Genomic DNA, 12,503 nt, shown 5'->3' on the forward strand with positions numbered 1-12,503 from the left:
AGTACAATTACTTAGAATACAGCTCAACCACCAATGATTCGTTAATAGTTGGAGGCAAGTCATCACGTTGCGGCGCAGATTTAAATGTGCCTGTAAACGCCTTAACATCAACTTCTAACCATTCTGGGAAGCCACGTTCATCAGCTGCTTCTAAAGCAGATTTGATACGCAATTGCTTTTTAGAAGCCTCAGCAACAGAAATAACATCACCAGCTCTTACTTGGTAAGAAGGAATGTTCACACGTTTGCCATTAACAAGAATTGAATTATGTTTAACAACTTGACGTGCTTCTGTACGTGAACCAGCCAAACCCATACGGTATGCCACATTATCTAAACGGCACTCTAGCAACTGCAGTAAGTTTTCGCCAGTAACACCTTTTCTACGATCAGCTTCTGCGTAGTAGCTACGAAATTGCTTTTCTAGCACACCGTAAATACGACGTACTTTTTGTTTTTCACGTAATTGAACACCGTAGTCGGATAAACGTGAGCTACGACGCTGACCGTGTTGACCAGGTGGGAAGTTACGTTTTTCGATTGCACATTTATCAGTAAAGCATTTTTCAGCCTTCAAAAACAACTTCTCGCCTTCGCGACGACACTGACGGCATTTAGGATCTAAGTTTCTAGCCAAGATAGTTCTCCAGTAATCTTTTTCGCTTAAATGCGACGTTTTTTGGGTGGACGACAGCCATTATGTGGCACTGGCGTCACATCAGTAATGCTGGTAATTTTAAATCCAGCAGCATTCAGTGCACGTACAGCAGATTCACGGCCTGGGCCAGGGCCCTTAATGCGCACTTCTAAATTTTTCACACCATTTTCTTGCGCTGATTTACCAGCAACTTCTGCTGCAACCTGTGCGGCAAAAGGAGTGCTTTTACGTGAACCTTTAAAACCTTGACCACCGGAAGTCGCCCATGATAAAGCATTGCCTTGACGATCGGTAATCGTGATAATGGTATTATTAAATGAAGCGTGCACGTGAGCTACACCCTCTGCAATATTCTTTTTAACTTTTTTCCTTACGCGTACATTAGCTTTTGCCATGTTGTACTGTCCTTACAAATAATTTAAATACTGATTAATGTTATTTAGATTGCTTAATTGGCTTAATTGGACCTTTACGTGTACGCGCATTTGTTTTAGTGCGCTGACCGCGAACTGGCAAACCACGACGGTGACGTACACCGCGATAACAGCCCAAATCCATCAAACGTTTAATGTTCATTGTGACTTCACGGCGCAAATCACCTTCGACAGTGAATTGAGCAACTGCTTCACGTAGTTTTTCTACTTCTGCATCATTTAAATCTTTCACTTTCGCAGTCGTTGCAACACCTGCAGCAGCACAAATGCTTTTAGCAGTCACTTTACCAATACCGTAAATCGCTGTTAATGCGATTTCTGTATGTTTATGATTTGGGACATTTACCCCAGCAATACGAGCCATACTCTTAACTCCAAAATGAATCGCGATATATAAAAGCGACCAAATAAAAAAAGCCTTGCATTCTAACAGTTTGCATATTGTTTTTCAAACAAAACAAGACTAGATTAACAACTATCCTTGACGCTGCTTATGACGTGGATCTGAACAAATAACACGCAATACACCACGGCGACGCACTGTTTTGCAATTGCGGCATAATTTTTTAACTGATGCACGAACTCTCATAATTAACCTCTTTAACCAACTAAATCTTTAATTTCTTCACGTGAAAACTAATCACGCCCTATATTCCAACACTTTAATCATTAGCGCGTTACGCCACCTTTAAAATTAGCCTTTTTTAACAAACCTTCATATTGGTGTGACATCAAATGAGACTGCACTTGCGCCATAAAATCCATAGTAACGACAACAATAATCAACAATGAAGTGCCTCCAAAATAAAACGGCGTATTGAACTTCAAACTTAAAAACTCTGGCAACAAACATACCAATGTAATGTAGACAGCGCCTATCAATGTCAATCTACCCATAATCTTGTCAATATACTTTGCCGTCTGCTCGCCTGGACGAATACCTGGGACAAAAGCACCACTTTTTTTCAAATTATCAGCTGTTTCTTTTGGGTTAAAAACTAACGCCGTATAAAAGAAACAGAAAAACAAAATTGCAGACGCAAATAACAAAATGTAAATAGGCTGACCTGGTGAAATAGCACCAGACAAATCCTTCAACCAATACATACTTTCACTGCTACCAAACCAACCTGCTAATGAAGCAGGAAACAAAATAATGCTAGATGCAAAAATCGGCGGTATCACACCAGCCATATTTAACTTCAATGGCAAATGTGTTGTTTGACCACCCATCACCTTATTACCTACTTGACGCTTCGCATAGTTTACCGTGATTTTACGTTGGCCTCGCTCAACAAATACTACTAATGCAGTAACTAAAATCACCATGACAAACAAGAATACAACCAATGGAATTGAGAATGCACCTGTTCGTGCTAATTCTAGTGTGCTACCAATTGCTCTAGGTAACCCAGCAACAATTCCCGCAAAAATAATAATCGAAATGCCATTACCGATACCACGCTCAGTAATTTGCTCACCCAACCACATTAAAAACATGGTGCCACCAACTAGAGTTACTACTGTAATCAATCTAAAAGACATGCCAGGATCAAGAACTAAGCCAGCTTGACCTTCAAAAGCAATCGCAATACCCAGCGCTTGAAAAGTAGCTAATGCAACCGTTCCATAACGCGTGTACTTAGTAATCAGACGACGACCAGCCTCACCATCCTTCTTAAGCTGCTCTAATTTTGGTGAAACGACAGTTAATAACTGCATAATAATTGAAGCAGAAATATAAGGCATAATGCCAAGAGCGAATATTGCAAAACGCTCTAGCGAGCCGCCAGAAAACATATTAAACATGCCCAAGATTCCACCACTTTGTGAATCAAAAAGTTGTTTTAACACTGTTGGATCGATGCCTGGCACTGGAATATGTGAACCTAAACGGAACACAACTAAAGCGCCTAACACAAACCATAAACGGCTTTTAAGCTCGCTCATCTTTCCAAATGACTTTAATAGATTATCTTGTGCCAATTAATTTTCTCTTACGCTTCTACGATTCTACCGCCAGCGCTCTCAATTGCCGCACGCGCACCTTTAGTTAGCAACAAACCTTGCACTTGTACTTTTTCAGTTAACTCACCTGATAAATATACTTTTGCCGCTTTAACACGACTAGAAACAATTTTCGCTTCTTTCAAAGCCAGTAGATCAATCACACCAGCATTTAAACCCAATAACTCACTTGTTCGAACGTGGGCAGTATCTGCTTTAGTCATGGACCTAAAGCCACGCTTAGGTAGTCGACGTTGTAAAGGCATCTGTCCGCCTTCAAAACCAACACGATGGGTGCCGCCAGAACGTGAATGTTGCCCTTTATGCCCTCTACCGCCCGTTTTACCTAACCCAGAACCAATGCCGCGACCAACACGACGAGCTACTTTTTTTGCACCTTCAGCAGGTTTAATTGTATTTAATTCCATTATCCTTCTACCTTTAATAGATAGTTGACTTTATTAATCATGCCTCGTACAGCTGGCGTATCTTGCAACTCTACTGTATGGTGCATACGACGCAAACCTAACCCTTTTACTGTTGCACGGTGAGACTCAAGTCTACCGATAATGCTTTTAATCAAGGTTACTTTAACAGTAGCGCCAGACTCTTTTTTTGCTTTAGCCATTTGTTAGCCTCTAATCTCTTCAACTGATTTACCACGTTTAGCAGCGACGTCCGAAGGCGTATTCATAGCTTCTAAACCATTTAATGTTGCACGAACAACGTTGTAAGGGTTAGCAGAACCGATGCATTTAGCAGTTACGTTTGTTATACCCATCACTTCAAAAATCGCACGCATTGCGCCACCAGCAATAATACCAGTACCTTCTGGAGCTGGCTGTATCAAGACTTTAGCAGCGCCAAAACGACCGATGACTGTATGATGCAACGTGCCATTGTTTAAACTCACTTTAACCATTTCACGACGCGCTTCGTCCATTGCCTTTTGTACGGCGGTCGGCACTTCACGCGCTTTACCTTTACCCATACCAACACTGCCGTCGCCGTCACCAACAACGCTGAGTGCTGCAAAACTCATAATACGACCACCTTTAACCGTTTTACTTACACGGTTAACGGTAATCATTTTTTCACGCAAACCATCTGTTTGCTGTGCTTGTTGCTCAAAACCTTTAGCCATAATCTATTCTCGCTTATTAAAATGACAGACCATTTTCACGCGCAGCTTCTGCCAACGCTTGAATGCGACCATGATATTTATTGCCTGAACGATCAAAAGCTACTGTAGTAATACCCGCTTTTTTTGCCTTCTCAGCAATGCGTTTACCTATAACAGTAGCCGCCTCAACGTTGCCACCATTTTTTAACTGTTTACGAACTTCCGCTTCTGCTGTAGAAGCACTAGCAAGCACCTTAGCACCTGATGCATCAATGATTTGTGCATAGATGTGTAAGTTTGTACGATGCACACTCAAGCGCGTTACAGATTGCCCGGCAATAATGGCACGGGTTTTACGTGCACGGCGCAAGCGATTATTTACTGTAGTCATGTTTTAGCCTTTATTTCTTAAATTACTGCTATTTTTTCTTAGATTCTTTAATCTGAACAACTTCATCAGAATAACGAACACCTTTACCTTTGTAAGGCTCAGGCTGACGATAAGCACGTATTTGTGCAGCCACCTGACCGACGACTTGTTTATCAGCGCCCGTCAATTCAATTTCCGTAGGTGTCGCTGTTTTCACTGTTATACCATCAGGCATTTTATGATTGATTGGATGCGAATATCCCAACTCCAAGTTCAGCATTTGACCTTGTGCTTGTGCTTTATAACCTACACCAACTAATGTTAATTTACGCGTAAATCCCACTGAAACGCCGTGCACCATGTTAGCGACCAAAGAACGCAAAGTTCCTGACATAGCACGCGCATGCGCATCTTGATTTGCAGCTTTGAATGTAATGGTTTCACCATCACGATTCAAATTAACAGCACTGGTTAAAGGGTGAGATAACTTACCCAAAGGGCCGCTAACAGCAATGCTATCTGCACTCAAAACAACTTCCACTTTAGCGGGAATGACTACTGGATTTTTAGCAACACGTGACATCTGCTTCTCCTTAAGCCACTATGCAAAGCAACTCGCCGCCAATACCAGCAGCCTGCGCTTTACGATCTGTCATTACACCCTTGGATGTAGACACAATTGTCACACCAAGACCATTCATTACCTTAGGTATATTCTGTCCGCTATTGTAAACACGCAAACCTGGCTTACTAACACGCTCAATTTTCTCAATAACTGGGCGTCCAGCATAATACTTAAGACCAATATTTAATACTGGTTTACCATCATTTGGCTCAACTGAATAACTCTCAATGTAGCCTTCATCTTTAAGCACACTCGCTATAGCACCTTTTAATTTAGATGCTGGCATTGATACCGAAATTTTATTAACACTTTGCGCATTGCGAATACGCGTTAACATGTCGGCAATTGGATCACTCATACTCATAGATCTGTCCCTTATTTACCAGCTAGCCTTAGTAACGCCCGGCACTTTGCCAGCCATCATTAAGTCACGCAATTTACTACGTCCAATTCCAAATTTACTAAACACGCCACGAGGACGTCCAGTAAGCGCACAACGATTGCGTAACCGCACAGGGCTTGAATTACGCGGCAATGCTTGTAATTTCAAGCGCGCTTCGCGTTGCTCTTCAACACTAACGCTTTGATCGTTAATAATTGCTGTTAGCGCCGTACGCTTAGCAGCGAATTTTTTTACTGTAGCGCGTCGTTTTATCTCACGCTCTGTCATACATGTTTTTGCCATGTCTTAACCTCTAAAAGGAAAGTTAAACGCAGAAAGCAATGCTTTAGCTTCTTCGTCAGTTTTTGCAGTCGTCGTAATTGTTATGTTCATACCACGAATCGCATCAATTTTATCGTAATCAATTTCAGGGAAAATGATTTGTTCTTTTACACCCATGTTGTAATTTCCACGACCATCAAAAGACCTTGATGACAAACCACGAAAATCTCTTATACGCGGAATAGCAACAGTTACTAGACGATCAAAGAACTCGTACATACGCTCACGACGTAAAGTCACTTTACAACCAACAGGGTAATCATCTCGAATTTTAAAAGCTGCAACGGATTTTTTTGCTTTGGTTACAACAGCTTTTTGACCGGCGATTTTTTCCATATCACCAACAGCGTGTTCCATTACTTTCTTATCTGCAACAGCCTCACCGACGCCCATGTTAAGTGTAATTTTTTCTATTCTTGGCACCTGCATTACTGAGGTATAACCAAACTTTTCAGTCATTTCTTTAACGACTGACTCATTATAAAATTGTTTTAAGCGTGCCATAATTTATCCCATTTACTCACTTAAGCTTCAACAGCTTCGCCGTTAGATTTGTATACACGAATCTTGCGACCGTCTTTTAAAACTTTATAACCTATTCTGTCAGCTTTTTCTGTAGCCGCATTAAATAAAGCAATATTAGAAATCTGTATTGGCATTTCTTTAGTAACGATACCGCCAGCAACACCTTTCATAGGGTTTGGCTTTTCATGTTTTTTTGCCAAGTTGATACCTTCAACAATAACAAGGCCATTCTCAAGCATGCGTGTAACAACACCACGCTTACCTTTATCTTTACCTGTATTGACTACAACTTGATCACCTTTAAGAATTTTACTCATCTGTATATCCTCTACTTCGCTCTTAAAGCACTTCAGGAGCTAAAGAAACGATTTTCATAAAGCGCTCACTACGTAATTCACGTGTTACTGGCCCAAAAATACGGGTACCAATTGGCTCTAGTTTAGCTGTCAACAACACCGCAGCATTGCTATCAAACTTAACTAAAGAACCATCGGGACGACGCACACCTTTGGCGGTACGCACAACGACAGCGTTATAAACCTCGCCTTTTTTAACTCGTCCACGCGGAGCTGCATCTTTGATGGTAACTTTTATCACATCACCAACACTGGCGTAACGACGCTTAGAACCACCTAACACTTTAATGCACATTACTGAACGCGCACCAGTGTTATCGGCCACTTCTAGCCTTGACTGCATTTGAATCATGAAATAATCTCCAACTTAATCCGTATTTACCAAAACAGCCGCCAAAAATTGGTTCGGCCAATTGACCACGGTCAGTATTGGGGCGCTTGCTAAAGTAGATAATTAGGGTTACTAACCATATACGAGCGCCGAAAAGTCCAACATTATATACTTCATTTACATTTTCTAGCAAGTAGAAAATGTAAATTTTTACCACATCTCTAGAATAGCTTAAGCGGCTTTTCCAGCAATCTTAGTTACCACCCAAGTTTTATGCTTAGATAGTGGGCGACCTTCTGTAATTGTTACGATATCGCCTTCTTTACACTCATTCTTCTCATCGTGCGCATGAAATTTCTTTGATTTAGATATAACTTTACCAATTAATGGGTGCTTAATTTTACGCTCCACCAACACAGTAACTGTTTTATCCATTTTATCACTTACGACACGACCGCTTAACGAGCGAACAACTTTTGCTTGTGTTTCTGTCATCATCAATCCTCTTAGGCTTTCGCTTTTTCAGCTAGCACAGTCTTAATACGCGCAATATTGCGTCGTGTTTTTAAAATTTGATCTGGCTTGTTTAGCTGCTGTGTTGCCGATTGCATGCGCAATGAGAATTGTGCACGTCGCAACTCGATCAGCTCGTTATTTAGCTCGTCAATATTTTTACTTCTTAAATCAGTAGCTTTCATCATCTTTTCCTTAACCGCCAAGCTGACGTGTCATGAATACAGTTTCAATTGGCAATTTTGCTGCTGCCAATTTAAACGCTTCACGTGCAAGCTCTTCGCTCACGCCGTCCATTTCATATAACATTTTGCCAGGCTTAATTTGTGCGATGTAAAATTCAACACTACCTTTACCTTTACCCATACGCACTTCAGCTGGCTTCTTAGAAATTGGCTGATCTGGAAAAATACGAATCCAAACGCGACCACCACGTTTGATATGACGCGTCATTACACGACGCGCAGCTTCGATTTGGCGAGCAGTAATGCGCCCACGACCAATTGCTTTTAATCCAAAGTCACCAAAACTTACTTTATTTCCTGTTGTTGCAATGCCTTTGTTACGGCCTTTTTGCATTTTACGGAATTTTTGTCTAGATGGTTGTAGCATCTTTAACCCTCGGCTTTCTTACTTTTTTTTCTGGTTCAGAATCAGCAGCATCAACTGCAGTTTGCGCATTATCCGCAAAAATCTCGCCTTTAAATACCCATACTTTAATACCAATAATTCCGTATGTTGTTAATGCCTCTGCAACACCATAATCAATATCAGCACGCAAAGTATGAAGTGGAACGCGTCCTTCGCGATACCATTCAGTACGTGCAATCTCGATACCGTTTAAACGACCTGAACTCATGATTTTGATGCCTTTAGCACCAAGACGCATGGCATTTTGCATTGCGCGCTTCATGGCACGACGAAACATCACACGTTTTTCTAATTGTTGAGCAATACTTTGTGCAATTAAAGTGGCATCAAGCTCAGGCTTACGCACTTCTTCAATATTTAAATGCACCGGCACATTCATCATACCTTGTAATGTTGAACGTAAAGATTCGATATCCTCACCTTTTTTACCAATCACAACACCTGGACGGGCACTATGAATTGTAATTTTTGCATTTTTAGCAGGTCGCTCAATCACCACTTTACTGACCGCAGCATTGACTAATTTCTTTGTTAGAAAGTCACGCACTTTGATGTCGTTTTGTAACATTTCTGGAAACTGTTTAGAGTTTGCATACCAGCGTGATTGCCAGTTTTTTGTTACTGCTAAACGGAAACCGGTTGGATGTATTTTTTGTCCCATATTACGCCTTTGTATCGCCTACTGTCACATGAATGTGGCAGGTTGGTTTAATGATACGCCCAGCACGGCCTTTGGCCCGAGCGCGAATTCTTTTCAACACAATGCCTTTATCAACGTATATTGAAGTGACTTTCAATTCATCGATATCTGCACCGTTATTATGTTCTGCATTAGCAATAGCTGACTCAACTACTTTTTTTATCAACTCTGCACCTTTTTTTGGTGTAAAAGTTAGAATATTTAGAGCATGATCTACTTTTTTGCCGCGCACAAGGTCAGCGACAAGTCTCGCTTTTTGCGGAGAGATGTGCACACCTCTTAAGATTGCTGTTACTTCCATCATAAGCTCCTATTTCTTCGCTTTTTTGTCAGCAGCATGACCTTTGAATGTACGCGTTAACGCAAATTCACCAAGCTTATGACCTACCATGTTTTCAGAAATGAGTACTGGCACATGAATTTTTCCGTTATGCACAGCAATCGTCAAACCAATAAAATTTGGCAAAATAGTAGAACGACGTGACCAAGTCTTAATTGGTTTACGATCACGATTTGCCGCAGCAACCTCTACTTTTTTTGCTAAATGTCCATCTATAAATGGACCTTTTTTAATTGAACGTGCCATATTTTCTACCTTACGCCTCTCGGACGGCGACTAACGCGCATATTGTCCGTACGTTTATTGTTACGAGTGCGGAAACCTTTAGTTTGAACACCCCAAGGACTTACTGGATTCATACCAGCTGCAGTACGACCTTCACCGCCACCGTGCGGGTGATCAACCGGGTTCATCACAACACCACGAACTGTCGGACGAACACCCCGCCAGCGCATTGCACCAGCTTTTCCGATAGAGCGCAATGAATGCTCACCATTACCAACTTCACCCATTGTCGCTTTACAGTCAACGTGTACACGACGAACCTCACCAGAGCGCAAACGCAACTGCGCATAGATGCCTTCTCTTGCTAACAATTGTACTGAGGTACCTGCTGAACGTGCAATTTGCGCACCTTTACCAGGCTGTAACTCAATACAATGAATAGTGCTACCAACTGGAATGTTGCGAAGCGGTAGCGCATTGCCAGCTTTAATTGGCGCCTCTGAACCACTGATCAACTGATCGCCAGCAGAAATACCTTTTGGCGCAATAATGTAACGACGCTCGCCATCGGCGTAACATAGCAATGCAATATGTGCAGAACGGTTAGGATCGTATGCAATGTGCTCAACTTTCGCTGGAATGCCATCTTTATTACGACGGAAATCAACAAGACGATAATGCTGCTTATGACCACCACCTTGATGACGCGTTGTAATGCGACCATTATTGTTACGACCAGCGTTTTTACTCTGACTCTCTAAAAGCGGCGCGTAAGGCTTGCCTTTATACAAGTCCGGTGTAACAACCTTAACAACTCCACGACGACCCGGGGAAGTTGGTTTGACTTTAATTAATGCCATCTCACTCTCCTTATTCGCCAGCTGCGAAGTTAATTTCTTGACCAGGCTTCAAGCTTACATAAGCTTTTTTCCAGTCATTACGCTTGCCCATGGTGCGGCCAGCACGCTTTGTTTTACCAAGTACGTTTATCGTTGTAACAGATTCAACTTCAACTTTAAACACCAGCTCGACCGCCGCTTTAATTTCATGCTTAGTTGCATCTTTAAGTACTTTAAATGCGATTTGCTCATGTTTGTCGGCTATATATGTAGCTTTTTCAGTCACCTGGGGAGCTACGATAACCTGCAACAAACGATCTTGAGTATGAATTAGTGCACTCATGCTAACATCTCCTCAAGTTTTTTCACTGCACCAGCTGTCACCAATACTTTTGGAAAGCGAACCAAGCTAACTGGGTCAGCATATTGCGCTTCCACAACCATTACATTTGTAAGGTTACGTGAAGATAGATATAAATTTTCATCAAAACCATCTGTAAGCAATAGCACGCCATCAGCATAGCCAAGGCCTTTAATTTTCTCTACAAACTGTTTTGTTTTAGGAGAATAAACTTTAAAGTCTTCAACCACAGCAATACGTTCTTGACGTACCAATTCTGAAAGAATAGTTTGCATACCAGCTCGGTAAGCTTTACGATTGACCTTGTGCGTGTAGTTGTCTTTTGGACTTGCAGGAAATGCACGTCCACCTCCACGCCAAATCGGACTAGATGTCATACCGGCACGTGCGTTACCAGTTCCTTTTTGCCCATAAGGTTTTTTCGTTGAGTGAGCAACTGTGCCACGTGTTTTTTGCGCACGAGTTGATGTGCGCGCATTTGCCATATAAGCAACTACAACTTGATGGACCAGTGCTTCATTAAATTCGCGACCAAATGCTGCTTCAGATACAGTGATACCTTTTTTGGCAACTTTACCTGCATTATCAATTAATTTAATTTCCATTATCTAGCTCCCTGTGTTTTGGTCGCTTTTGCTTTAATGGCTGGTCGTACAACAACATCACCACCTTTAGAGCCTGGAATAGCACCTTTAATCAACAACAAGTTACGTTCAGCATCAACACGAATCACCTCTAGATTTTGCGTTGTCACTTTAACATCACCCAAATGGCCAGCCATACGCTTACCAGGAAATACGCGACCTGGATCTTGTGCCATACCTTGTGAGCCAATTTTCTTGTGCGCTTTAGAGTTACCATGCGATGCGCGGCCTGATGAGAAGTGGTGACGCTTAATACCGCCAGCAAATCCTTTACCAATCGAAGTGCCAGTCACGTCAACTAATTGACCCGCCTCAAACAATGCCACTGAAATTTCAGAGCCGATTGCATGATTAGCAGCCACATCTGCCTCAACATTGAATTCTTGCATGCCTGAACCCGCAACTGCGCCGGCTTTGGCATAGTGCCCCGTAAGCGCTTTATTAATGCGGCTAGCACGACGTTCGCCGAAAGCAACTTGAAGGCCAGTATAGCCATCTGTTTCGACCGTCTTGATCTGTGTCACACGATTAGGCTTAACCTCAAGCACGGTTACTGGGATACTATTACCTTCCTCAGTAAACACGCGGGTCATGCCCACCTTGCGACCAATAAGCCCTAAGCTCATGATCTATTCCTTATTATTTAATTAAAAAGTCGATTACAATTGACCGACTTCTGTGAAAGAGCGCGGATTATACCGAACTCCAAACTTTATTACAACCCTTAAGCCAAATTACAGCTTAATTTCTACATCAACACCTGCTGGCAGGTCTAACTTCATTAATGCATCTACTGTTTTATCTGTAGGCTCAACAATGTCCATTAAGCGCTGATGCGTTCTGATTTCAAACTGATCACGCGATGTTTTGTTAACGTGCGGTGAACGTAAGATATCGAAACGTTCAATACGAGTTGGCAAAGGCACAGGTCCTTTTACCACAGCACCAGTACGTTTTGCTGTTTCAACAATCTCTTGAGCAGATTGATCAATCAAACGATAATCAAATGCTTTTAAACGAATACGAATTTTTTGAGCTGCCATGATTTTTTCCTTATAAAGAGCGAAACGGCAGACT

26 protein-coding genes are annotated in these 12,503 nt (G+C 41.8%); all 26 read right to left on the reverse strand.

The annotated features are described in order from the left end of the window. Positions 1-7 precede the first annotated feature (7 nt). On the reverse strand, positions 8-637 hold the full coding sequence (gene rpsD / locus KFB94_03605) for a 30S ribosomal protein S4 (protein QVL46200.1): 630 nt from the start codon (positions 635-637) through the stop codon (positions 8-10). Between the two features lie 26 nt (positions 638-663). Further along, the gene (gene rpsK / locus KFB94_03610) at positions 664-1,053 is read right to left on the reverse strand and encodes a 30S ribosomal protein S11 (protein QVL46201.1); all 390 of its coding nucleotides are present in this window, start codon (positions 1,051-1,053) and stop codon (positions 664-666) included. Positions 1,054-1,093: 40 nt separating this feature from the next. Beyond that, positions 1,094-1,456: a 30S ribosomal protein S13 gene (gene rpsM, locus KFB94_03615; protein ID QVL46202.1), complete on the reverse strand. Its 363-nt coding sequence runs from the start codon at positions 1,454-1,456 to the stop codon at positions 1,094-1,096. A 111-nt stretch (positions 1,457-1,567) separates the two neighbouring features. Further along, positions 1,568-1,681 (reverse strand): 50S ribosomal protein L36, encoded by a 114-nt coding sequence (gene rpmJ, locus KFB94_03620; GenBank protein QVL46203.1) that lies wholly within the window; start codon positions 1,679-1,681, stop codon positions 1,568-1,570. Positions 1,682-1,761: 80 nt separating this feature from the next. Beyond that, positions 1,762-3,078, reverse strand: a complete 1,317-nt coding sequence (gene secY / locus KFB94_03625; GenBank protein ID QVL46204.1) for a preprotein translocase subunit SecY — start codon at positions 3,076-3,078, stop codon at positions 1,762-1,764. A gap of 11 nt (positions 3,079-3,089) precedes the next feature. Continuing rightward, positions 3,090-3,527 carry a 50S ribosomal protein L15 gene (gene rplO / locus KFB94_03630; protein ID QVL46205.1) on the reverse strand — a complete coding sequence of 146 codons (438 nt, stop codon included), beginning with the start codon at positions 3,525-3,527 and terminating at the stop codon, positions 3,090-3,092. Further along, positions 3,527-3,727, reverse strand: coding sequence for a 50S ribosomal protein L30 (gene rpmD / locus KFB94_03635; protein ID QVL46206.1), 201 nt, complete (start codon positions 3,725-3,727; stop codon positions 3,527-3,529). Before rpmD ends, rplO begins: the two co-directional genes overlap by 1 nt. 3 nt (positions 3,728-3,730) lie before the next feature. After that, positions 3,731-4,243 carry a 30S ribosomal protein S5 gene (gene rpsE / locus KFB94_03640; GenBank protein QVL46207.1) on the reverse strand — a complete coding sequence of 171 codons (513 nt, stop codon included), beginning with the start codon at positions 4,241-4,243 and terminating at the stop codon, positions 3,731-3,733. 16 nt (positions 4,244-4,259) lie between these two features. Next, positions 4,260-4,613: a 50S ribosomal protein L18 gene (gene rplR / locus KFB94_03645; GenBank protein QVL46208.1), complete on the reverse strand. Its 354-nt coding sequence runs from the start codon at positions 4,611-4,613 to the stop codon at positions 4,260-4,262. Between the two features lie 28 nt (positions 4,614-4,641). Further along, positions 4,642-5,175 (reverse strand): 50S ribosomal protein L6, encoded by a 534-nt coding sequence (gene rplF, locus KFB94_03650; GenBank protein ID QVL46209.1) that lies wholly within the window; start codon positions 5,173-5,175, stop codon positions 4,642-4,644. Positions 5,176-5,185: 10 nt separating this feature from the next. Continuing rightward, on the reverse strand, positions 5,186-5,581 hold the full coding sequence (gene rpsH / locus KFB94_03655) for a 30S ribosomal protein S8 (GenBank protein QVL46210.1): 396 nt from the start codon (positions 5,579-5,581) through the stop codon (positions 5,186-5,188). A 15-nt stretch (positions 5,582-5,596) separates the two neighbouring features. Beyond that, the gene (rpsN, locus tag KFB94_03660) at positions 5,597-5,902 is read right to left on the reverse strand and encodes a 30S ribosomal protein S14 (GenBank protein QVL46211.1); all 306 of its coding nucleotides are present in this window, start codon (positions 5,900-5,902) and stop codon (positions 5,597-5,599) included. A 3-nt stretch (positions 5,903-5,905) separates the two neighbouring features. Beyond that, positions 5,906-6,445 (reverse strand): 50S ribosomal protein L5, encoded by a 540-nt coding sequence (gene rplE / locus KFB94_03665; GenBank protein QVL46212.1) that lies wholly within the window; start codon positions 6,443-6,445, stop codon positions 5,906-5,908. A gap of 20 nt (positions 6,446-6,465) precedes the next feature. Next, positions 6,466-6,783 carry a 50S ribosomal protein L24 gene (gene rplX, locus KFB94_03670; GenBank protein QVL46213.1) on the reverse strand — a complete coding sequence of 106 codons (318 nt, stop codon included), beginning with the start codon at positions 6,781-6,783 and terminating at the stop codon, positions 6,466-6,468. Positions 6,784-6,805: 22 nt separating this feature from the next. Then, positions 6,806-7,174 carry a 50S ribosomal protein L14 gene (gene rplN, locus KFB94_03675; protein QVL46214.1) on the reverse strand — a complete coding sequence of 123 codons (369 nt, stop codon included), beginning with the start codon at positions 7,172-7,174 and terminating at the stop codon, positions 6,806-6,808. Positions 7,175-7,384: 210 nt separating this feature from the next. Continuing rightward, positions 7,385-7,648, reverse strand: coding sequence for a 30S ribosomal protein S17 (gene rpsQ, locus KFB94_03680; GenBank protein QVL46215.1), 264 nt, complete (start codon positions 7,646-7,648; stop codon positions 7,385-7,387). 11 nt (positions 7,649-7,659) lie between these two features. Further along, positions 7,660-7,851 (reverse strand): 50S ribosomal protein L29, encoded by a 192-nt coding sequence (gene rpmC, locus KFB94_03685; GenBank protein ID QVL46558.1) that lies wholly within the window; start codon positions 7,849-7,851, stop codon positions 7,660-7,662. A gap of 10 nt (positions 7,852-7,861) precedes the next feature. Continuing rightward, complete coding sequence (gene rplP, locus KFB94_03690) at positions 7,862-8,278, reverse strand: 50S ribosomal protein L16 (protein QVL46216.1); 417 nt, start codon at positions 8,276-8,278, stop codon at positions 7,862-7,864. Beyond that, positions 8,262-8,978, reverse strand: a complete 717-nt coding sequence (gene rpsC / locus KFB94_03695; GenBank protein ID QVL46217.1) for a 30S ribosomal protein S3 — start codon at positions 8,976-8,978, stop codon at positions 8,262-8,264. Before rpsC ends, rplP begins: the two co-directional genes overlap by 17 nt. Position 8,979: 1 nt before the next feature. After that, a complete protein-coding gene (gene rplV / locus KFB94_03700) occupies positions 8,980-9,318 on the reverse strand; it encodes a 50S ribosomal protein L22 (protein QVL46559.1) in 339 nt (112 codons plus the stop codon). Positions 9,319-9,327: 9 nt separating this feature from the next. Further along, a complete protein-coding gene (gene rpsS, locus KFB94_03705; GenBank protein ID QVL46218.1) occupies positions 9,328-9,603 on the reverse strand; it encodes a 30S ribosomal protein S19 in 276 nt (91 codons plus the stop codon). Positions 9,604-9,608: 5 nt separating this feature from the next. Beyond that, positions 9,609-10,442: a 50S ribosomal protein L2 gene (gene rplB, locus KFB94_03710; GenBank protein QVL46219.1), complete on the reverse strand. Its 834-nt coding sequence runs from the start codon at positions 10,440-10,442 to the stop codon at positions 9,609-9,611. Positions 10,443-10,452: 10 nt separating this feature from the next. Further along, the gene (gene rplW, locus KFB94_03715) at positions 10,453-10,764 is read right to left on the reverse strand and encodes a 50S ribosomal protein L23 (GenBank protein ID QVL46220.1); all 312 of its coding nucleotides are present in this window, start codon (positions 10,762-10,764) and stop codon (positions 10,453-10,455) included. Next, positions 10,761-11,387, reverse strand: coding sequence for a 50S ribosomal protein L4 (rplD, locus tag KFB94_03720; GenBank protein ID QVL46221.1), 627 nt, complete (start codon positions 11,385-11,387; stop codon positions 10,761-10,763). Before rplD ends, rplW begins: the two co-directional genes overlap by 4 nt. Continuing rightward, positions 11,387-12,052, reverse strand: coding sequence for a 50S ribosomal protein L3 (rplC, locus tag KFB94_03725; GenBank protein ID QVL46222.1), 666 nt, complete (start codon positions 12,050-12,052; stop codon positions 11,387-11,389). Before rplC ends, rplD begins: the two co-directional genes overlap by 1 nt. A gap of 108 nt (positions 12,053-12,160) precedes the next feature. Continuing rightward, positions 12,161-12,469 carry a 30S ribosomal protein S10 gene (gene rpsJ, locus KFB94_03730; GenBank protein QVL46223.1) on the reverse strand — a complete coding sequence of 103 codons (309 nt, stop codon included), beginning with the start codon at positions 12,467-12,469 and terminating at the stop codon, positions 12,161-12,163. Positions 12,470-12,503 lie beyond the last annotated feature (34 nt).

The sequence above is a fragment of the Methylophilaceae bacterium genome, assembly GCA_018398995.1.
Lineage (GTDB): Bacteria > Pseudomonadota > Gammaproteobacteria > Burkholderiales > Methylophilaceae.